The organism is Geminicoccus sp. (genome assembly GCF_035556675.1).
Lineage (GTDB): Bacteria > Pseudomonadota > Alphaproteobacteria > Geminicoccales > Geminicoccaceae > Geminicoccus.
The window spans coordinates 13,502-34,525 of sequence record NZ_DATMFZ010000112.1 but is presented as its reverse complement, the minus strand read 5'-3'; the positions used below and the strand labels follow the sequence as shown (position 1 = coordinate 34,525).

Here is a 21,024-nt window from a genome sequence, read left to right as displayed (position 1 = left end):
CCGATGGACGACACCCAGGAGTTCCTGGTGCCCGAGGGGCATGTGTTCATGATGGGTGACAATCGAGACAATTCGCAGGATAGTCGTGATCCGAGCCTGGGCTACGTTCCTTTGGAGAACCTCGTCGGCCGGGCCGAGATCCTGTTCTTTTCCACGGATGGTTCCGCCGGATTCCTGGAGCCCTGGGCATGGCCCTTCGCGACCCGCTTCGATCGGCTGCTCACCACGATCCGTTGATCCAGGAGCATCATCGAGGCCGGGCTGCCCTTGACGAGATCGAGGCTAGGCTCGCCTACGGCTTTCGCGAGCGCCGCCTGCTGGAGGAGGCGCTCACCCATGCGAGTGCCGTGCGGCGGGCCGGGCCCAGGCGCAAGGCGCGCCGTTCCAACGAGCGGCTGGAGTTCCTGGGCGACCGTGTGCTGGGCCTGATGGTCGCGCACATGCTGATCGAGCACTTCCGTGACGATCCCGAGGGCACGCTGGCGCTGCGCCAGGACGGGCTGGTCCGGCGCGAGACGATCGCCGAGATCGCCCGCAAGCTCGGCGTGGGCGACTGGCTGGTGGTGGCCAAGAGCGAGGAGGACGGTGGCGGGCGCGACAACCCGGCGATCCTGGCTGACACGGTGGAGGCGCTGATCGGCGCCATCTACCTGGATGGCGGCTGGGCGTCGGCGGAAGCCTTCGTGCGGCGGCATTGGCAGCCCTTGGTGGCGCAGGCGGGCCTGCCCAGCCGCGACCCGAAGACCGCCCTGCAGGAATGGGCGCAGGGGCGCGGCCTGGAGCGCCCGACCTATCAGGTGGTGTCGACCGAGGGGCCGCCGCATGCGCCGACCTTCCAGGTCAGCGCCAGCCTGCCCGATACCGGGGTGGCCATCGCTTCGGGCCATTCCAAGCGTGCGGCCGAGCAGGCCGCCGCCCAGCTTCTCCTGGAACGCGTGAGCACCCATTCGCCATGACCGCCCCCACCGATCCGTCCGTTTCCTCGTGCGGCTTCGTCGCCCTGGCAGGTGCGCCGAATGCCGGCAAGTCGACCCTCCTGAACCATCTGGTCGGCCACAAGGTCTCGATCGTCACGCCCAAGGCGCAGACCACGCGGCGCCGGGTGATCGGCATCACCATGGTCGGCCAAGCGCAGGTCCTGTTCGTCGACACGCCCGGCATCTTCGGCGACCCCAAGCGCCCGCTGGAGCGGGCGATGGTGCGGGCCGCCTGGGACGGGGTGGACGATGCCGACCTGGTGCTGTTCGTGCTGGACGTCGCCAGGGGACTGAACGCGCAGGCCCGGGCGGTGCTCGAAGGGCTGGTCGGCCGGCACCGGCGGGTCTGGCTGGTGATCAACAAGATCGACATGGTCCGCCCGGACCGCGCACTGCCGCAGATCGCCGAGGCCAACGCGATCCTACCGTTCGAGCGGACCTTCATCGTCTCCGCACTGACCGGCAGCGGCTGTGACGATCTCCTGGCGGCCGTGGCCGATGCCCTGCCCGAGAGTGCCTGGCTCTATCCCGAAGACCAGCTCTCCGACCTGTCGGACCGGGCGCTGGCCGCCGAGATCACCCGCGAGAAGCTGTTCCTGCAACTGCAGGACGAGCTGCCCTACAGCGTCACGGTCGAGACCGAGCAGTATCTGGAAAGCCCGGACGGCAAGGAGGTCCGGATCGACCAGGTGATCTATGTCCTGCGCGACAGCCAGAAGGCGATCGTGCTGGGCAAGGGCGGCTCCAGGATCAAGGCGATCGGCCAGGCAGCCCGCGAGGAGCTGACCAAGCTCCTGGATGCGCGGGTCCATCTGTTCCTGTTCGTGAAGGTCCGCGAATGGACCGACGACCCCGAACGCTATCGCGAGATGGGGCTGGAAAACCGGGGCTGAGTGCGGGACCGGGCAAGTGGAATGGCATGACGAGGGCTTCGTCCTGAGCCGCCGCCGGCACGGCGAGGGCAGCCTCGTGGTCAACGCCTTCACCTTCGAGCATGGCCGCCATGCCGGCCTGGTCCAGGGCGGGGGCTCGCGCGCCCAGGCCCATCTCTGGCAGCCCGGCAACCGGCTGGACCTGGTCTGGCACGCCCGCACCGCGGAGCATCTCGGCAGCCTGAAGGGCGAGCCGATCCGCCTCCATGCAGCCGACGTGCTGGAAGCGCCGCTGGAACTGGCCGGGCTCATGGCGGCGATGGCGCTGCTGGATGCGGCCATGGCCGAGCGCGACCCGCACCCGGTGCTCTATGCCGCCACCCTTCGCCTCGCCGATGCGCTGGGCGAGGACGAGGCCTGGCTCGCCGACTATGTCCGCTTCGAGCTGGTGCTGCTGGCCGAGGCCGGGTTCGGCCTGGCGCTGGACCGCTGTGCGGTGTCCGGTGCCACGGAGGGTCTGGCCTATGTCTCGCCGCGCACCGGTGCTGCGGTGGCGAGCACGGCTGCGGGCGACTGGGCGCCCCGGCTCCTCAAGCTGCCCCGCTTCCTCCTGGATGGGAGCCGTCCCGACAGGGCCGAGATAGTGGACGGGCTGCGCCTCACCGGGCATTTCCTGGACCAGCGCCTGTTCGATGCGGTGAACCGGCCACCACCCCAGGCGCGGCTGCGCCTCCTGGACCTGCTCGACCCCCCAGCACCCGAGGCACCGACCCGACCCGCCGACTGAGCGAAGCCCGCTCCCCCTGACGAGACCGCGAGATTCATGACCCGCTCCGCCGCCCAGCCTGAACAGATCGAATCGGTGCCGCTCGCCCAGGCCCTGTCCGAGCGCTACCTGGCCTACGCCCTCTCGACCATCACCTCCCGCTCTCTCCCCGACGTACGCGACGGGCTGAAGCCGGTGCAGCGCCGGCTGCTCTACGCCATGCTCCAGCTCCGCCTGGATCCGGCCGGCGGCTACAAGAAATGCGCCCGCGTGGTGGGCGACGTGATCGGCAAGTTCCATCCGCACGGCGACCAATCAGTCTACGACGCGCTGGTCCGGCTCGCCCAGGACTTCGCGCAGCGCTATCCGCTGGTGGAAGGGCAGGGGAACTTCGGCAACATCGACGGCGATAACCCGGCGGCGATGCGCTACACCGAGAGCCGCCTGACCAAGTACGCCATGGCGCTGCTGGACGGGATCGACCAGGACACGGTGGACTTCCGGCCGACCTATGACGGCTCGGAGGAGGAGCCGGTGATCCTGCCGGCGGCCGTGCCGAACCTCTTGGCCAATGGAGCCACCGGGATCGCGGTCGGCATGGCCACCTCGATCCTGCCGCACAATGTCGGCGAGCTGTGCGACGCGCTCCTGTTCATGCTGGGCCGGCCGGCCGAGGCGCCGCTGCCGGCCGCATCGGAGCTGATGAAGTTCGTGCCGGGGCCGGACCTGCCGACCGGCGGCATCCTGATCGACGGACCGGCCAGCATCCAGCAGGCCTATACCACCGGCCGCGGCGGGTTCCGGCTGCGCTCCAGCTATCAGGTCGAGCAGTTGCCGCTCGGGCAGTACCGGATCATCGTCGACCAGATCCCCTACCAGGTGCAGAAGAGCCGGCTGATCGAGGACATCGCCGAGCAGCTCATCGCCAAGAAGCTGCCGCTGCTGGCCGACCTGCGCGACGAGTCGACCGACCAGATCCGCATCGTCCTGGTGCCACGCGCCCGCACGGTCGAGCCGGAGCTGCTCATGGAGCAGCTGTTCCGGGCGACCGACCTGGAGGTGCGCCTCTCCTTGAACCTCAACGTGCTGGACGCCACCGGCACGCCGCGGGTGATGGGCTTGGGCGAGGCGCTGCAGTGCTGGCTGGACCACCGCATGGTGGTGCTGGAGCGCCGCTCCGCCTTCCGCCTGCGCAAGATCGACGACCGGCTGCACCTCCTGGAAGGCTATCTCAAGGCCTTCCTCGACATCGACGAGGTGATCCGGATCATCCGCGAGGAGGACGAGCCGAAGCCCGTGCTGATGCGGACCTTCGAGCTATCCGAGATCCAGGCCGAGGCGATCCTGAACCTGCGCCTGCGCAACCTGCGCAAGCTTGAGGAGATGGAGCTGCGCCGCGAGCATGCTCAGCTTGAGGCGGAAAAGGCGAAGCTGGTCCGGCTGCTGAGCGACCCGAAGCTGCGCCGCAAGGCGCTGGCGGACGAGGTCAAGGCCGGACGCAAGCAGTTCGCCGACCCGCGCCGCACCCAGTTCGGCACGGCACCGGTGATCGAGCCGGAGCGCTTCGAGGCACAGGTCGAGCGCGTGCCGGTGACGATCCTGCTCTCCGAGCACAACTGGATCCGCACCGTACGCGGCCACCAGCTCGATCTCTCCGAGCAGAAGTACAAGGAGGGCGACGGGCCGCGCTTCGCCCTGGAGGCGCAGTCGACCGATCGCCTGCTGGTGTTCGCCGCGGATGGGCGGATGTTCACCGTGCCGGTCGACCGGCTGCCCGGCGGGCGCGGTACCGGGGAGCCCTTGTCGCTGTTTGTCGACATCGCCAAAGGCGTACCGATCGTCGATGCGGCGGTGCATCGCCCCGACGGGCGCCTCGTGGTCGCGACCGCACGCGGGCGCGGCTTCGTGGTCGAGGAGAGCGCCATCGTCGCCGCGACCAAGGCCGGCAAGCAGGTGGTCGACCTGGACGCGGGCGACCAGCTGGTCAAGGTCGTGCCCGTGACCGGCGACCATCTGGCGGTGCTGGGCAGCCATCGCCGCCTCCTGGTGTTCCCGCTGGACCAGCTCAAGGTTCTGGGGCGCGGCAAGGGCGTACAGCTCATGAAGCTGCACTCCGCCCTGGTCGCCGACATCGCCACGATCGACCCGTCGAAGGGCTTCACCTGGCAGACCGGCAGCCGGCAGCGCCGCGAGGAATGCACTGCCTGGATGGGCGAGCGCGCCCAGTCCGGGCGCAACACGCCGGTGGGCTTCCCCAAGGATCTCTCGTTCACACGCGCGTGATCGCGTGACGGAAATCGGCTGGCCGGCGTAACCTCTGAAGTAGAGGAGGAGGATCGCCATGCTGACCCGTTCGCGCAGGATCTGGGACGTGATCGACCACCGGGTGACTGACGAGCATCTGGTGCTGAACCGGCGTCGCCTGCTGGCCGGCCTGGGCCTGGGCAGCGCACTGGCCGTGCTGCCCGGGCGGCCGCGTGCCGCCGAGGAGCTGACCGCACCCGAGCTCTACCCGGGCAGCCGCAATCCCGCCTATGTGCTCGACCGGCCGCTCACCGACGAGACCATCGCCACGACCTACAACAATTTCTACGAGTTCGGCAGCAGCAAGAACATCGTCGATGCGGCCCAGGCCCTGACCATCCGGCCGTGGCTGGTCACGATCGACGGCATGGTCGAAACACCCCAGGAACTCGACCTGGAGGCAATCGTGCGGCGGCTGCCGATCGAGGAGCGTCTTTATCGCCATCGCTGCGTCGAAGCTTGGTCGATGGACGTGCCCTGGAGTGGCTTCCCGCTCAAGGCCCTGCTCGACCTGGCCCGTCCGCTCGGCAGTGCCCAGTATGTCCGCTTCGAGACCTTCCTGAATCCTGACGAGGCGCCTGAGCAGCTGCAGAGCTGGTATCCTTGGCCCTATGTGGAAGGCCTGACCGTGGCCGAGGCGGCCAACGAGCTCGCCTTCATCGCAACCGGCATGTACGGCAAGCCGCTGAAGAAGCAGAACGGCGCACCGATCCGGCTGGTCACCCCCTGGAAGTACGGGTTCAAGTCGATCAAGTCGATCCGGCGGATCACGCTCACCGACCAGCGGCCGGTCAGCTATTGGGAGGAACTCGGCCCATCCGAGTACGGCTTTTGGGCCAACGTCAATCCGGACGTGCCCCATCCGCGCTGGAGCCAAGCATATGAAAGGCCCCTGGGGGATTTCAGCTCGGTACCGACCCGCCTATTCAACGGCTATGCCGAACAGGTTGCCGGACTGTATGCGGAGCTGGAGGGGGAAGAACTGTACAAGTAGGAATTTCGCGCATTAAGCGAATTTTTCAAACATAAATATCGCGGGTGAAAGAGGATCATATTGCTGCGCTGCAACAAGAATTTGCGGCGATTCCGTGGAATATCAAGTTGCACTGCAGCAATGGAATTCCGCACCGCGAAGACTGCACAAGAAGCGGCCCGAACTGCCACGTATTGCTTGACGACCGGGTTCAGGCCATCGATAAAGTCGGACGTTATCCCGAATAAAAAAAGTGGCCGGGTCTTGCGACCCGGCCGAGTAGATCAGGGAGGCTAAATGCCTGGGAACGAACCGAAGTTCGGTTGGACCCGGCATGGCCGGATCCATCCAGCAGAGAGCTGAGCTCCATCTCCTGGGCAGCCGCGCATCCCAGGCGGTGCGTTGCTGCGTTGCGGAAGATAATCGCGATCGTGCCGCTTGCCTAGATCGGTTCGTGATGGGTGATGTGCACGCGACGCATGCCGTCCGTCACCTGTGATCAAAATATCAGCAGAGGCATCACCAGATCGGTTGCTCGGCGACTTTCTCCAGAAGGAAGTCGCGGAATACGGTCACCCGCTTGGAGGCGCGTAGCTCCTCCGGATAGACGAAGTAACAGGTGAACGCCGGACCCTCGAGGTCGGGCAGCACTCGGACCAGGTTCTTGCTCGGTGCGCCCAGATAGTCCGGCAGGGAGGCCAAGCCGAGACCCGCCTCGGCAGCGCGCAGCATGCCGTAGACATGGTTGACGGAAAGGGCCGGCCGCCGGGGCGGTGCCTGGACCTCGTCGTCCCTGCCGGCCAGCAGGATCCAGTTGAGCGACGGCACCGGCGCTTCCTCGCCGTAAACGATCAGCCGGTGCCGGTCGAGATCGTCCGCCTTCTCGGGCAGACCATGCCGGGCGAGATAGCCGGGTGCCGCGTAGATATGGGTGTGCGAGGTCATCAGCTTGCGCTGGACCAAGTCGCCCTGGGTGGGCCTGGTCAGGCGTAGCGCCACGTCGGCCTGGCGCATGCCCAGGTCCAGATCCTCGTCGGTCACCATCAGCGAGATGGTGATGTCCGGATAGGCGTCCAGGAAGGCCGGCAGGTGGTGGGTGAGCCAGACCGTGCCGATGCCGACCGTGGTGGTGAGGCGCAGATGGCCGGCCGGCTCGTCGCGCCGCTCCTGGAGGGCGGAGACCGTCATCGCCATCTTGCGCGCGATCTCGCGCGCGGTCCCCAGCAGGATTTCGCCCTGCTCGGTCAGGACCAGGCCGCGGGCGTGGCGGTGGAACACCGCCGCACCCAACTCCTCCTCGAGCGCGCTGATCTGCCGACTGATCGCCGATTGGGACAGGCCCAGCCGGTCCGCCGCCCTGGTGAAGCTTCCGGCTTCGGCTACCGAATGGAAGATCCGGATCCGGTCCCAGTCGGGCCCTTCGCTGCGGAAGAAATCCTTGTCCTGGCTGCTCTTGGGCGGCATGGCGTCAATGCATTCCCCGGGCGGTCAGCCAGCGCTCGGCATCCAGCGCCGCCATGCAGCCTGAGCCGGCTGCGGTCACGGCCTGGCGATAGATCTTGTCCTGCACGTCGCCTGCGGCGAACACGCCGTCCACCGAGGTGAAGGTGCGGCCGCGCTCGGTGAGCAGATAGCCTTCCTCGTCCATGGCCAGCTTGCCACGGAACAGGCTGGTGGCCGGGTCATGGCCGATCGCCACGAACAGCCCGTCTGCGGGCACGTGCCGCTGGGAGCCGTCCTTGGTGGAGGCGAGGACGACACCGGAGACCCCTTTGGGGTCGTCCGTGCCGACCAGGTCGGTCACGATCGAATCCCAGATCACCTCGACGTTCGGCCGGGTGAACAGCCGGTCCTGCAGGATCTTCTCGGCGCGCAGCTGGTCGCGCCGGTGCACCAGCGTGACATGGGCGGCAAGGCCGGCCAGGTAGAGGGCCTCCTCGACCGCCGTGTTGCCGCCGCCGACCACCACGACGCGCTTGCCGCGGAAGAAGAAGCCGTCGCAGGTGGCGCAGGCGGAGACGCCGTGGCCCATGAAGCGCTGCTCCGCCTCGATGCCGAGCCAGCGCGCCTGGGCACCGGTCGCGACGATCAGCGCGTCACAGGTGAAGACGGTGCCGCCGTCCAGCGTGAGCCGGAACGGCCGGACCGACAGGTCGACATCAGTGACCAGATCGAAGATCAGTTCCGTGCCGCAGTTCTCGGCCTGTGCCGACATCTGCTCCATCAGCCAGGGGCCCTGGATGGCTTCGGCGAAGCCCGGATAGTTCTCGACGTCGGTGGTGATCGAGAGCTGGCCACCTGGCTGCAAGCCCTGGATGAGCACGGGCTTGAGGTTTGCACGGGCTGCATAGATGGCCGCGGTGTACCCGGCAGGGCCGCCGCCCATTACCAGCACCTGTGCATGACGCTCGTTCATTTCGCCTCCGACATCGCGGCATTAACACAGGTCACCATTGGGAACCACAGTTCCGCACGCTCCATGACGACACGGGCCACCTCGGCGGCGGCATCCAGCGGTGGCGGCGGCTCGTGGTCGAACGGGTCGCCCAGCGCCACGATCCGTCCTTCCTTGAACAGCCTGGCCACCAGCATCTTGAGCTTGTGGCCGACCAGGCGGTCGCCGCCATAGACATGGACGGGCACGCCGGTGGCGCAGGCCTCACTCATCATCGAGACCGAATCGACGCTGACCACGATCGCATCGGCCAGCGCCAGCATGCCGAGATAGGGGTTGTCCCCGGGGTCGCCCGGCTTCCACATCAGGTGCGGCAGCTTCAGGGTCGCGGCCAACTCGGCCGTGGCGGCGCTGCCGGTGCGCCGGCTGGTCGTCACCATCAGCGAGCCGTCGCTGGCCTTGGCGAGCGTCGCGGCCCGTTGGCCCAGATCCCTTGCCCAGTCACGCCGGTAGCGTACATGCCGGGCCGGGCCGCCAGCCAGCACCGCAATCCGGGGAGCCGGCAGATGTGCGAACCGAGGGGCGAAGTGCGCCCGCGCCTCGGCCAGCCTCGCGGCGTTCACCCGGTGCGGAGCGCCCGTCACCCGGACGACCTCGGCCTCCTCGTTGGTGAGCTTACGGTCGTGATAGGGCAGCACCAGGAGATCGATGTCGGTCGCCACGGCCGGACGCATGACGTGGACGATCCGGGTGCGTCCACCGGCCTGCCGCTTGATCCAGCGTGCTACCGGCAGGCAGCGCCGCCCGCAGGTGATCAGAAGGTCGGGCCAGGGCGGCACCAGGCGTGCCCGCGCCGCCCGGTTGAGCCCGAGCACACTGGCACCCAGCACCCGCACGTCCAGACGCGACAGCCAGCCAAAGCCCATGGGCTTTTCCACCATGGGCCAGGGTAAGGCGTCGCCGATGCCGAGAACCTGCGTGGCGTGACCAGGTCGGTCGTCCAGCAGCCCCCAGACGACCGGCGAGACAGCCGCCACCGGGTTCGCTCCTTCTAGCTAACCGAACCGTACTTCGAGGATCTCGAAATAGCGGGTGCCGCGCGGCGTGGAGACTTCCACCGTCTCGCCGCTCTCCTTGCCGAGCAGGGCCTGCGCCAGCGGCGAGGCGATCGAGAGCAGCCCCTGCTGGATCTCGGCCTCGTCGGGACCCACGATCTGGTAGCTGGTCTCCTCGTCGGTTTCCTCGTCGACCAGCTTCACCGTGGCGCCGAACATCACCTTGCTGCCCGACTGGGTGGCGATGTCGATCACCTCCGCGCGGGACAGCTTGTCCTCCAGCTCCATGACGCGGCCTTCGATGAAGCCCTGCCGCTCGCGCGCCGCGTGATACTCGGCGTTCTCGGAGAGGTCCCCGTGCTCGCGCGCCTCCGCGATCGCGCGAATGACCGCCGGCCGCTCGACGGTCTTCAGGCGCTTGAGTTCCGCCTCCAACCTCGTGTGACCCATGGGAGTCATCGGGATCTTGTTCAGCATTCAGTCAACTCTCGAGAAGCAGGATTCACGCTCCACGCGCGCCTTGGAACACCACATCGTCGGCTCGGGATAGCTCAAAATAGGCTTGCAGGGGGGCCACCGCAAGATCGCCCGAAGTGAGTGCTCCCAGCGCCTGCACCACCGCCCTGGCCCCCGCGATGGTCGTGGTGTAGGGCACGCGGTTCATCAGCGCCTCACGACGCAAGGAGTAGCTGTCCTTGATCGCCTGGCGCCCGTCGGTGGTGTTGATCATCAGCACCACGCCCTTGTCCTTGATCCGGTCGACGATGTGCGGCCGGCCTTCATGGACCTTGTTGATCTCCTGGACCGGTACGTCCGCCGCGCGCAGCACCGTGGCCGTCCCACGGGTAGCGAGCAGACCGTAGCCCAGCCCCACCAGGCGCCGGCCGATCTCGACGGCGGCCGCCTTGTCCTGGTCGCGGACCGAGAGGAACACGGCACCGCTCTGCGGCAGCTCCTGGCCGGATGCGATCTGCCCCTTCAGGAAGGCCCGGCCGAAATCGTGGTCCAGGCCCATCACCTCGCCGGTGGACTTCATCTCCGGCCCGAGGATCAGGTCGACGCCCGGGAAGCGCGCGAACGGGAATACCGCCTCCTTGACCGCCACATGGTCCTGCCGGCGGATGTCCAGGTCGAAGCTCCCCAGCGGCTCACCCGCCATGATCCGGGCCGCCATCTTGGCGAGCTGCTTGCCGATCGCCTTGGCAACGAACGGCACGGTGCGCGAGGCGCGCGGATTGACCTCCAGGATGTAGACGACCTTGTCCTTGACCGCGAACTGCACGTTCATCAGGCCGCGCACGTTCAGTGCCTTGGCCAGTGCCTTGGCCTGCCGCTCGATCTCGGCCACTACGTCGTCGGTCAGCGAATAGGGTGGCAGCGAGCAGGCGCTGTCGCCCGAATGGACGCCCGCCTCCTCGATATGCTCCATCACGCCCGCGACCACGCTGGCCTCGCCGTCCGCGATCACGTCGACATCGACCTCGATCGCATCCGACAGATAGCGGTCGACCAGGACCGCACCCTGCTCGGACACCGCCGCGGCCTCCTTGGCGAACGCCTTGGCCTCGATCTCGTCATGGACGATCCGCATGGCGCGGCCGCCCAGCACGTAGGAGGGGCGCAGCATCACCGGATAGCCCAGCGCATTGGCGTGGCGCACGGCCTCCTCGGCACTGGCGGCCGTCGCGTTCTCCGGCTGCTTCAGGCCCAGCTGCTGCAGCAGGCCCTGGAAGCGCTCGCGGTCCTCGGCGAGATCGATCGAATCCACCGGCGTGCCCAGGATCGGGATGCCGGCCTTCTCCAGGTGATGGCTGAGCTTGAGCGGGGTCTGGCCACCCAGCTGGACGATGCAGCCGAGCAGCTTGCCGTTGCTGGCCTCCTTGGCGCAGATCTCCAGCACATCCTCGGCGGTGAGCGGCTCGAAATAGAGCCGGTCGGACGTGTCCGGGTCGGTCGAGACCGTCTCCGGGTTGCAGTTGACCATCACCGTCTCGAAGCCGGCGTCCTTCAGCCCGAACGCGGCGTGCACGCAGCAATAGTCGAACTCGATGCCCTGGCCGATCCGGTTGGGGCCGCCGCCCAGGATGATGACCTTGGTCCGGTCCGACGGCCGGCTCTCGTCCTCGGCCTCGTCCTCGCCGAACGCCGGCGCCTCGTAGGTCGAGTACATGTAAGGCGTCTGCGATTCGAACTCGGCGGCGCAGGTGTCGATCCGCTTGAACACCGGATGGACCTTCAGCGCGTGCCGGCGCGTGCGCACCTCCGCCTCGTCCAGGCCCGTGAGCTTGCCCAGCCGCTTGTCCGAGAAGCCCATGCCCTTCAGCGCATGCAGGCCCGCGCGATCCTCCGGCAGCCCCAGGGCCCGGACCTGTGCCTCGGCCTGGACGATCTCCTCGACCTGGCGCAGGAACCAGGGGTCGAAGCGGGTGATCCGCTGGATCTCCTCGACGCTCATGCCCTCGCGCAGCGCCTGGGCGGCCACACGGAACCGGTCCGGGGTCGGCTGGCCCAGCATCTCGACCAGCGCTTCCTTCGGCTCGACGCCCTCGGGCAGCTCGATCTCGTCGAAGCCGGACAGCCCGGTCTCCAGGCCGCGCAGGGCCTTCTGCACGCTTTCCTGGAAGGTCCGGCCGATCGCCATCACCTCGCCCACCGACTTCATCGCGGTGGAGAGCAAAGGCTCGGTCTCGGGGAACTTCTCGAAGGTGAAGCGCGGGATCTTGGTGACGACATAGTCGATCGACGGCTCGAAGCTGGCCGGCGTGACCTCGGTGATGTCGTTCTGGATCTCGTCCAGCGTATAGCCCACCGCCAGCAGGGCCGCGACCTTGGCGATCGGGAAGCCGGTGGCCTTGGACGCCAGGGCCGAGGAGCGCGACACGCGCGGGTTCATCTCGATCACGACCATGCGGCCGCTGGCGGGATCGATCGCGAACTGGACGTTGGAGCCGCCGGTGTCGACGCCCACCTCGCGCAGCACCGCGATCGAGGCGGAGCGCATCCGCTGATATTCCTTGTCGGTCAGCGTGAGCGCCGGGGCGACGGTGATGCTGTCGCCGGTATGCACGCCCATCGGATCGACGTTCTCGATGGAGCAGATGATGATGCAGTTGTCCGCCTTGTCGCGGACCACCTCCATCTCGTACTCCTTCCAGCCCAGCACCGATTCCTCGACCAGGACCTCGGTGATCGGCGAGGCGTCCAGGCCGGACGCCACGATCCGCTCGAACTCTTCCTTGTTGTAGGCAATGCCGCCGCCCGTGCCGCCCAGCGTGAAGGACGGGCGGATGATCGCCGGCAGGCCGGTCAGCTCCAGGGCCTGGCGCGCCTGCTCCATCGAGCGCACGACCACCGACTTCGGCATGTCGAGGCCGATCTTGAGCATCGCCTCGCGGAACAGGGCGCGGTCCTCGGCCTTGTCAATCGCCGGCAGCTTCGCCCCGATCAGCTCCACGCCGTACTTGTCGAGGACGCCGCTTTCCGCCAGCGCCTTGGCGGTGTTCAGCGCGGTCTGGCCGCCCATGGTCGGCAGGAGGGCATCCGGCCGCTCCTTGGCGATGATCTTCTCGACGAAGGCCGGCGTGATCGGCTCGATATAGGTCGCGTCCGCCGTCTCCGGGTCGGTCATGATCGTCGCCGGATTCGAGTTGACCAGGACGATCCGGTACCCCTCGCTGCGCAGGACCTTGCAGGCCTGCGTCCCGGAATAGTCGAACTCGCAAGCCTGACCGATCACGATCGGGCCGGCGCCGATCACCAGGATCGACTTGATGTCGGTACGTTTGGGCATGGGTCAGGCTCGGCGGGTCGGCATTCGGGGACGAGGCGGATAACGAGGCTGGTCAGGCGGCGCGGCGCGCGCGGATCGCCTCGACGAAGCGCTGGAACAGGTAGTGGCTGTCGGCAGGGCCGGGCGAGGCCTCTGGATGGTACTGCACCGAGAACACCGGCTTGCCCTCCAGCGCGATGCCCTGGATGGTGCCGTCGAACAGGGAACGGTGGGTGATCTTCACCCCCTGCGGCAGGTCCAGCTCGTCGATGGCGAAGCCGTGGTTCTGCGAGGTGATCTCGACCCGCCCGGTGGTGTAGTCCTTGACCGGGTGGTTGGCGCCGTGATGGCCGTGCGGCATCTTCACGGTGCGCGCCCCCAGCGCCAGGCCCAGCAGCTGGTGGCCAAGGCAGATCCCGAACACCGGCAGGTCGGCCGCCACCACTTCCTGGATCACCGGCACCGCATGCTGGCCGGTGGCGGCAGGGTCGCCCGGGCCGTTGCCGAACAGCACGCCGTCCGGGTTCAGCGCCAGGATCTCGGCGGCCGTGCTGGTGGCCGGCACCACCGTGATCCGGCAGCCCTGCTCAGCCAAGGAGCGCAGGATGTTGCTCTTGATCCCGTAATCGACGGCAACGATGTGCGGGCCGTCGCCCTTGCCCACCGTGTAGCCGCCCAGCTCCCAACCGGCTTCCTCCCAGCCATAGCGCTGGCTGGCGGAGACGGCGGTGGCGAGGTCCTGCCCCACTATGGAGGGCGCGGCAGCCGCCGCGGCCTTCAGGGCGGCCACGTCGATGGCGCCGTCGGGCGCCACCTGCAGGGCGGCGTTCTGGCTGCCCTGGTCCCGCAGGCGGCGGGTGAGCCGGCGCGTGTCGACGCCGGAGATCGCCCCCAGGCCATGGTCGGCCAGCCAGGTGTCCAGCGAGCGCTCGGCGCGCCAGTTGGAGGGCGGGGTGGGCAGGGCGCGGAACACGGCGCCAGCGGCATGAGGCGTCAGCGCCTCGATGTCCTGGCTGTTCACACCGACATTGCCGATATGCGGAAAGGTGAAGGTCACGATCTGTCCGGCATAGGACGGATCGGTCAGGATCTCCTGGTAGCCGGTGATCGCGGTGTTGAACACGATCTCGGCGGTGCGGATGCCGGCAGCGCCATGGCCTCGTCCGAGAAACACGGTGCCATCGGCGAGCGCCAGGGCGGCGGTAGGCTTGGAGCCCGAATTGGACATGGCGCGCCTTCCGGAATGCGGCTTGTGCCCGTCTGGAGGGCGGGCGTGCGGAACGGCGGCCGTAACATGCGTTACGACCCCGCCGCTTCTGCCACCGGCTCATGCGTCGGTCAAGGCGGCTGGATCCCGATCGCCGCAGGATGCGCCGGTGCCGGCAGACGGCAGACGGCAGACGGCAGCCGGAAACGGCCACCCCTTGAAACCCGTTCACCGGAGGGATAACTGCCGCGCGCCGATGTCCGTCCGCTGCGAACCGTTCGCGGCGTGCGGGCGTTTGGCCATTGGAGTGTGGTTCAGTGCTGCGTGAGAAGGTAGAGGCCGCCTTGCGGGAGGCGGTCGCCGGGAACGACGAGCCGGCCGTGCGCACGCTCCGCCTGGTCCGGTGCGCGCTGAACGAGCGGCGCAGCTGCGACAAGGAATTGGGGCGGTCGGAGCAGGTCCCCGACCAGGAGGTCGAGCGCATGCTCGCGGCCATGATCCGGCAGCGGCGCGAGCAGATCCCGCGCTACGAGGAACAGGGCCAGCTCGAGCTCGCGCGGCAGGAGGAGGAGGAGATCGAGGTCATCTCCCGCTTCCTGCCACCGGTCATGGACGAGGAGGCCACGCTCGCCGCGGTCGACGCCGCACTGGCACGCACCGGCGCGCAGAAGGTGAAGGATCTGGGCCGGGTCCTGATGGAGCTCAAGGCGGAGTTCGCTGGACGGATGGACTTCGGCCGGGCGAAGCTGCTGCTGCAGCAGCGGCTGCACTGAGCGGGTACATCTTCCGGAGGACGCAGGCTTTGAGCGGGGCGTCACGGCCGAACCTGGACGAGTTCAAGGCGCGCCTGCCGCTGGTCGAGATCGTGGGCCGCCATGTCCGCCTGGTGCGCAAGGGGCGCGAATGGCAGGGGCTCTGTCCGTTCCACAAGGAGAAGAGCCCGTCCTTCAGCGTCGTCGAGGACAAGGGCTTCTTCCACTGCTTCGGCTGCGGTGCGCATGGCAATGCCATCGACTTCGTCATGCGCGTCGAGAACCTGGAGTTTGCCGATGCCCTGCAGCGGCTGGAGGAACTGACGGGCATCCTGGCGCCGCGGCGCGAAGGAGGGCAGGAGCCACGCGTCGATCAGGACCTCTACACGGTCAACCAGGCCGCGGCCGAGTGGTTCGCGGCCCAGCTCGACGCTGCGGCGGGTCGGGAAGCGCGGGCCTATCTCGCCAGCCGTCAGCTGCCGGTCGGGCAGGTGCAGCGCTTCGGCCTGGGCTATGCGCCCGGCAGCGGTCATGCGCTCCAGGAAGCGCTCAGCGCCCGCGGCCTGTCGATGGCGAAGCTCGCCGAGGCGGGGCTGGTCCTGGTCGACGAGGAGACCGGCCGCAGGCCCTATGACCGGTTCCGCAACCGCCTGATGTTCCCGATCCGCGACGAGCGCGGCCGGGTGGTGGGGTTCGGCGGCCGGGCGTTCGGCGATGCCAAGCCGAAATACCTGAACACCGCGGAAACGCCGCTCTTCCACAAGGGCGAGCTGCTCTACGGCCTGGATCTCGCCCTGGCCCCGGCACGTCAGGCGCGCCGCGTCGTGGTGGTCGAGGGCTATATCGACGTGATCGCCATGCACGAGGCGGAACTGCCGTTCGCGGTGGCACCGCTGGGTACCGCACTGGGCGAGCGACAGCTCCAGCGCCTGTGGAAGCTCTCGCCAGAGCCCGTCTTGTGCTTCGACGGTGACGAGGCCGGCAGGCGTGCGGCCGATCGTGCCGCCGAACGGGCTTTGCCCCATCTGTCGCCGGACCGGTCGCTGCGCGTGGCCTTCCTGCCGCCCGGCAAGGATCCGGACGACCTGCTGCGCGGCGAGGGGCCGGGCGCCATCCACCGGATCCTGGACGGTGCGGTGCCCCTGGTCGACTTCCTCTGGTCGGTAGGCATCGAGGGACGGCCGATCGACACGCCCGAGCGGCGGGCCGCCCTGCGCCGCGACTGCATCGAGCGGCTGCGCCGGATCGCAGATCCCGAGCTGCAGCGCCAGTATGTGACCGAGTTCCGGCGCAGGCTCGACATCCTGATGCCGTTCCGCACGGTGCAGCGCCGCCAGCCCGCCACGGCCCAGATGGCCGGCAGCAGCCTGCGGCCGTTCGACGACCGGGAGCGGATGGAGCAGGCGCTGCTGGCACCGGTGCTGGCCGAGCCCAGGCATCTGCGCTCGCTCGAGGAGGAAATTGCCGACTTCGAGTGGAAGGTTCCCGACCACCAGCGGCTCGTGAGCCACATGCTCGAGTGGTATGCACTTTCCCTGGACGAGGACTCTGCTGCGGAGCTTGACGGCCGGGCACTGTCCCACCATCTGGCATTGTCAGGCTTGGGCGAACTTGCTGACCGCATCCTGCGTGATCGGTCCTCTGGTAATCACCAGCGCCAGGCGACGTCGGACGAACTGGTCCTCGAGCAGTGGGCCAGACTACGTGGGAAGAGAATGCTGCGGGCACGTGCGCGCGCAGCATTCGCGCGTTCGTTGGAACCCGATGGCGAAGTCGGCGACTGACGTCACGCGTCCTTTTCCCCGGTCCCTCGTGCCATTTCGGCAACATTAGCAGCTTTCTCCGCTCGGTTATGCAACCGGGCGATCATTGGCAATTCCGGCTTAGCGGCTTGGACCGGCCGCGACAGGAGGTTTCCCGCATGGCGAAGAGCCAGCCCATCAAGGTGGCGATGTCGTCGAGCAAGGCCAAGCCAGCGGCCAAGACCATCGTCAGGACGGGTGTGGAGCAGTTGCTCCAGGCCAATCCTGGCCTGCGCAAGCTCGTGCAGACCGCGCGAGAGAAGGGCTCGATCTCCTACGACCAGCTGAACAATGGCCTGCCCGCCAGCGCTACGCCGGAACAGATGGACGAGATGATCGCCTATCTGGAATCGCGCGGTGTGTCGGTGGTGCGCGAGGAGGCCGAGGACGGCGACGCGCGCAACCAGGCCGACACCGAGGACAATCTCGAGCTCAACGACCAGCAGGCGGCCGACAAGGAAGAGGAGTCCGACAAGGACGACGCCGAGGAGAGCGAGCAGGAGGAACTCGGCCGGACCGACGACCCGGTCCGCATGTATCTGCGCGAGATGGGCTCGATCGAGCTCCTGTCGCGTGAGGGCGAGATCGAGATCGCCAAGCGCATCGAGGCCGGCCGCAACATGGTCCTGGAGGCCCTGTGCGAGAGCCCGCTCACCATGCGTGCGGTGATCGGCTGGCGTGACGCGATCCGCGAGGGCCGCGTGCCGCTGCGCGACATCATCGACCTGGAGGCCACCTACGAGGGCGGCCCGTCCCCAGAGGAAGCCGCTGCCGCCGAGGGGGCGGACGGGGAGCAGCCAGCGGCCAATGGCCGGGCGGCACCGTCCGGCGAGGACGAGGAGGAGGAAGCTCAGGCGCCTGAGGCTGCCGCCAGCGAGAGCGAGGAGGACGAGGACGACGCGATGTCGCTCTCGATGCTCGAGGCCAAGCTGCGCGACACGGTGCTGGAAACCTTCGACGCCATCGCCGAGCGCTACATGCAGCTGCGCCAGCTCCAGGAGGAGCGGCTGGCATTGATCCAGGCCAATCGCCCGGTCACCCGCCAGCTCCAGACGGAGTACGAGCTGTCGCGCCGCGAGATGGTCGAGGCCATGGCGGTCATCCAGCTCCACCCGCTCAAGGTGGAAGCGCTGGTCGCCCAGCTCAACGACATGAACAAGCTGCTCCAGTCCTTGGAAGGCAAGCTTCTGCGCCTGGCGCTGTCCTCCAAGGTCAGCCGCGAGAAGTTCATCGTCGCCTACCAGAACCACGAGCTGGACCCGGACTGGCTCGACAACCTCGCGACGCTCAAGGACAAGTACTGGCAGGACTTCGTCACCCGTCACCGTGATGACGTGATCGCCCTGCGCGGCGATATCGCGGCGATCGCGGACGAGACCGGCCTGCAGATCGGCGAGTTCCGCCGCATCGTCAGCCTGGTGCAGAAGGGCGAGCGTGATGCCAGCCGTGCGAAGAAGGAGATGGTCGAGGCCAACCTGCGCCTCGTGATCTCCATCGCCAAGAAGTACACGAACCGCGGCCTGCAGTTCCTGGACCTGATCCAGGAGGGCAATATCGGCCTGATGAAGGCGGTCGACAAGTTCGAGTACCGGCGCGGCTACAAGTTCTCGACCTATGCGACCTGGTGGATCCGCCAGGCGATCACCCGCTCGATCGCCGACCAGGCCCGGACCATCCGCATCCCGGTCCACATGATCGAGACGATCAACAAGCTGGTCCGGGCGTCCCGCCAGATGCTGCACGAGTTCGGCCGGGAGCCCACGCCGGAAGAGCTCGCGATCAAGCTGAACATGCCGCTCGACAAGGTCCGCAAGGTTCTCAAGATCGCCAAGGAGCCGATCTCCCTCGAAACGCCGATCGGCGACGAGGAGGATTCGCATCTCGGCGACTTCATCGAGGACAAGAACGCGGTCCAGCCGCTGGAGGCCGCGACGCTCTCGAACCTACGCGAATCGACCACCCGGGTCCTGGCCACGCTCACCCCGCGCGAGGAGCGCGTGCTGCGCATGCGCTTTGGCATCGGCATGAACACCGACCACACGCTGGAAGAGGTCGGCCAGCAGTTCAGCGTGACCCGCGAGCGTATTCGTCAGATCGAGGCCAAGGCGCTGCGCAAGCTCAAGCACCCGTCCCGGTCACGCAAGCTGCGCTCGTTCCTGGATACCTGAGCCAGCGTATCAGCGGGCGAGTTCGACCCTCACGCCGACCAGGTCTGCGATCTTGATCCAGGCCCGGTCGGTCGTGAGCGCCGGCAGTCCCAATCTCCGGGCGAGCGACAGGCAGCATCGATCCCCCAGGGAAAGGCCGGACGAACTGGTTCTGGGCGCCAGCTCCCCCGCCATGGCAGCTCGATCCTGGTCGAGCGACACGACCTGAAGTTCGAACTCGCCGATCAGTGCGCGAAGCTCCTTGTTCGGATCGTCCAGTTTTGCGACATAGGTGATGATCTCGGCATAGTTCGCCGCACATATCATGGCGCTGGCCAAGCGCTCGAACACCCAGGGCTGCAGCGGCTCCCCCCGCAGCGCGGCGATGACCACCGACGCATCGACCACCATCTCGTTCGCCATTCCGACAACTGGCCCTCAGTCGTTCCACTGTCGCTTGCGCCAGGCGAGGAAGTCCTCGCTGCTGATCTCGTCGAGTTGGTCGCCCGCGATTTCACGGAAGCGTTCCTGGATGCGCCGTATCTTCTCAGTGAACGGGATCACCCGAAGCTCGCCGTCATGCACTTCCATCAGGACGTCGCCACCGCTCTCCACCCCGAGTGCACGTCGCAGCTCCACCGGGATGCTGACCCTCCCATTGGGGGCTATGCGGACCCGGACAGCCATGTGGCATGAACCTTGAAGTTGTCACTTGCACGAACAGTGGCATGAAGGGCGCTAATTGCCAAGAACCGGTGGTGATTGTATCACCGCCGCCCGGTGGGGCCTGTAGCTCAGGGGTTAGAGCGGGCCGCTCATAACGGCTTGGTCGCGGGTTCAAATCCTGCCGGGCCCACCAGCTGCCGCTGGCCTGTTGCAACCGAGGCCACCCTGATCCTGTTGATCTGGTTATCGGGGCCGAGCCGGGCGTACCGTGTTGCTCCTGACCGACCCGAACCAGGGAAGGCGGGAAGATGCTCGACGGCAGCCAACGCAACCTCACCCCGGCCGTTCAGGCGCCGGTGTTTCCGGGCACGCCGAACGAGTTCATCACCGTCTTGGCGCATTTCCACCGCGCCGAGATCGCCCGCATGGCCGGCTGGCGCGATCGGATCGACCGGACCAGCAACTGGGCCATCACCGTGGTGGCGGCACTGCTGTCCGTTTCCCTGTCTACGCCCACTGCGCATCACGGCGTGCTCCTGTTCGCCATGCTGCTGGTGCTGCTGCTCCTGGTGATCGAGGCGCGCCGCTACCGGTTCTTCGACGTGTACCGCAACCGGGTGCGCCGCATGGAGCGCAACTACTTCGCCCAGGTATTCGCACCCGTCCCCGACACCAGCGATGACTGGGTACGCGCGCTTGGCGAGGACCTGCGCCGGCCCCTGTTCCTGATCGACCTGCCCCGGGCGATGGCGCGCCGGCTGCGCCGCAACTACTGCTGGATGTTCCTGATCCTGCTGCTCGCCTGGCTGGTGAAGACCACCACTACCAATCCGCCCGAGAACAGCGTGCAGATGCGCCTGGTGCAGTCGTTCGGCGAATGGTTGAGCAATGCTGCGATCGGACCGATCCCGGGCTGGATCGTGATGTTGGTCGTGGCTGCGTTCTATAGTTGGGTCGTGGTGGCTTCTCTGCGGCGACCGGAAAGCCAGGGCGAGATGGCATTCGGCGACGTACATGTCTGACGCCGCCTGTGGCAAGCCCGTCAATTCCACCGTGCCACAGTCTACTGGATCGATTTCGCGCCGTGGATGCACCCGCAGAACGCTACCGAAGTCTCGTATATGAGGTTAGCGTTGCGCACCGCGGCGGAAGGCAGTGTGCCGGCGGGAGCCTGGGCTTCCGGGGGCGCGTGAGCGAGATCAGGGACAACGGGATCGAGCAGGATCGGGCCCATAAGGCCGGCAGTTCCGCCGCTGATCGATCCCGCTGGACATGGAGATGTCGGTAGGCAGGCTGTCGCCGGCGGATCCGGTCGATCAGGGAACAAGACCATGGCTTC

The 21,024-nt window shown here is 67.5% G+C and carries 18 protein-coding genes and 1 tRNA gene; 11 read left to right on the top strand and 8 right to left on the bottom strand.

Annotated features, from left to right (window positions below):
• From lepB to msrP, 6 genes are all read left to right on the top strand, one after another.
• A partial coding sequence (gene lepB / locus VNS22_RS09060) for a signal peptidase I (RefSeq protein ID WP_325731697.1) occupies positions 1-237 on the top strand: 237 nt, incomplete at its 5' end.
• A complete protein-coding gene (gene rnc / locus VNS22_RS09055) occupies positions 234-956 on the top strand; it encodes a ribonuclease III (protein WP_325731696.1) in 723 nt (240 codons plus the stop codon). The genes lepB and rnc, both read left to right, overlap by 4 nt.
• Positions 953-1,870, top strand: a complete 918-nt coding sequence (gene era / locus VNS22_RS09050; protein ID WP_325731695.1) for a GTPase Era — start codon at positions 953-955, stop codon at positions 1,868-1,870. The genes rnc and era overlap by 4 nt, the downstream gene beginning before the upstream one ends.
• A 16-nt stretch (positions 1,871-1,886) precedes the next feature.
• Positions 1,887-2,636: a DNA repair protein RecO gene (gene recO, locus VNS22_RS09045; protein ID WP_325731694.1), complete on the top strand. Its 750-nt coding sequence runs from the start codon at positions 1,887-1,889 to the stop codon at positions 2,634-2,636.
• A gap of 36 nt (positions 2,637-2,672) precedes the next feature.
• Positions 2,673-4,898, top strand: coding sequence for a DNA topoisomerase IV subunit A (gene parC / locus VNS22_RS09040; protein WP_325731693.1), 2,226 nt, complete (start codon positions 2,673-2,675; stop codon positions 4,896-4,898).
• 58 nt (positions 4,899-4,956) lie between these two features.
• The gene (gene msrP / locus VNS22_RS09035; protein ID WP_325731692.1) at positions 4,957-5,913 is read left to right on the top strand and encodes a protein-methionine-sulfoxide reductase catalytic subunit MsrP; all 957 of its coding nucleotides are present in this window, start codon (positions 4,957-4,959) and stop codon (positions 5,911-5,913) included.
• Between the two features lie 498 nt (positions 5,914-6,411).
• Here msrP and VNS22_RS09030 read toward each other — a convergent pair whose 3' ends face one another.
• The 6 genes from VNS22_RS09030 to carA are packed head-to-tail and all read right to left on the bottom strand — an operon-like array spanning position 6,412 to position 14,339.
• Positions 6,412-7,356, bottom strand: coding sequence for a LysR family transcriptional regulator (locus VNS22_RS09030; RefSeq protein ID WP_325731691.1), 945 nt, complete (start codon positions 7,354-7,356; stop codon positions 6,412-6,414).
• 4 nt (positions 7,357-7,360) lie between these two features.
• On the bottom strand, positions 7,361-8,308 hold the full coding sequence (gene trxB / locus VNS22_RS09025) for a thioredoxin-disulfide reductase (RefSeq protein ID WP_325731690.1): 948 nt from the start codon (positions 8,306-8,308) through the stop codon (positions 7,361-7,363).
• Complete coding sequence (locus tag VNS22_RS09020; protein WP_325731689.1) at positions 8,305-9,324, bottom strand: mitochondrial fission ELM1 family protein; 1,020 nt, start codon at positions 9,322-9,324, stop codon at positions 8,305-8,307. The genes trxB and VNS22_RS09020 overlap by 4 nt, the downstream gene beginning before the upstream one ends.
• An 18-nt stretch (positions 9,325-9,342) precedes the next feature.
• Entirely contained in the window at positions 9,343-9,816 is a 474-nt protein-coding gene (gene greA, locus VNS22_RS09015; RefSeq protein WP_159710534.1) for a transcription elongation factor GreA, read from the bottom strand.
• A gap of 28 nt (positions 9,817-9,844) precedes the next feature.
• Positions 9,845-13,132 (bottom strand): carbamoyl-phosphate synthase large subunit, encoded by a 3,288-nt coding sequence (gene carB / locus VNS22_RS09010; protein WP_325731688.1) that lies wholly within the window; start codon positions 13,130-13,132, stop codon positions 9,845-9,847.
• 52 nt (positions 13,133-13,184) lie between these two features.
• On the bottom strand, positions 13,185-14,339 hold the full coding sequence (gene carA / locus VNS22_RS09005) for a glutamine-hydrolyzing carbamoyl-phosphate synthase small subunit (protein ID WP_325731687.1): 1,155 nt from the start codon (positions 14,337-14,339) through the stop codon (positions 13,185-13,187).
• Between the two features lie 296 nt (positions 14,340-14,635).
• Between carA and VNS22_RS09000 the strand changes: the two genes are divergently transcribed.
• The 3 genes from VNS22_RS09000 (at position 14,636) to rpoD (ending at position 19,040) form a co-directional block, all read left to right on the top strand.
• Positions 14,636-15,091, top strand: a complete 456-nt coding sequence (locus VNS22_RS09000) for a GatB/YqeY domain-containing protein (protein ID WP_325731686.1) — start codon at positions 14,636-14,638, stop codon at positions 15,089-15,091.
• Between the two features lie 29 nt (positions 15,092-15,120).
• A complete protein-coding gene (gene dnaG / locus VNS22_RS08995; RefSeq protein ID WP_325731685.1) occupies positions 15,121-16,854 on the top strand; it encodes a DNA primase in 1,734 nt (577 codons plus the stop codon).
• A gap of 137 nt (positions 16,855-16,991) precedes the next feature.
• The gene (gene rpoD / locus VNS22_RS08990) at positions 16,992-19,040 is read left to right on the top strand and encodes an RNA polymerase sigma factor RpoD (protein WP_325731684.1); all 2,049 of its coding nucleotides are present in this window, start codon (positions 16,992-16,994) and stop codon (positions 19,038-19,040) included.
• 9 nt (positions 19,041-19,049) lie between these two features.
• On the opposite strand, the gene VNS22_RS08985 is transcribed toward rpoD, so the two are convergent.
• Together VNS22_RS08985 and VNS22_RS08980 are read right to left on the bottom strand one after the other, a co-directional pair.
• Positions 19,050-19,442: a type II toxin-antitoxin system VapC family toxin gene (locus VNS22_RS08985; protein ID WP_325731683.1), complete on the bottom strand. Its 393-nt coding sequence runs from the start codon at positions 19,440-19,442 to the stop codon at positions 19,050-19,052.
• A 15-nt stretch (positions 19,443-19,457) separates the two neighbouring features.
• On the bottom strand, positions 19,458-19,706 hold the full coding sequence (locus VNS22_RS08980) for an AbrB/MazE/SpoVT family DNA-binding domain-containing protein (protein ID WP_325731682.1): 249 nt from the start codon (positions 19,704-19,706) through the stop codon (positions 19,458-19,460).
• A gap of 96 nt (positions 19,707-19,802) precedes the next feature.
• On the opposite strand from VNS22_RS08980, the gene VNS22_RS08975 reads away from it, so the two are divergent.
• Both VNS22_RS08975 and VNS22_RS08970 read left to right on the top strand, forming a co-directional pair.
• A tRNA-Ile gene (locus VNS22_RS08975) sits at positions 19,803-19,878 on the top strand.
• Between the two features lie 115 nt (positions 19,879-19,993).
• Positions 19,994-20,707, top strand: coding sequence for a DUF2270 domain-containing protein (locus VNS22_RS08970; protein ID WP_325731681.1), 714 nt, complete (start codon positions 19,994-19,996; stop codon positions 20,705-20,707).
• Positions 20,708-21,024: the final 317 nt, after the last annotated feature.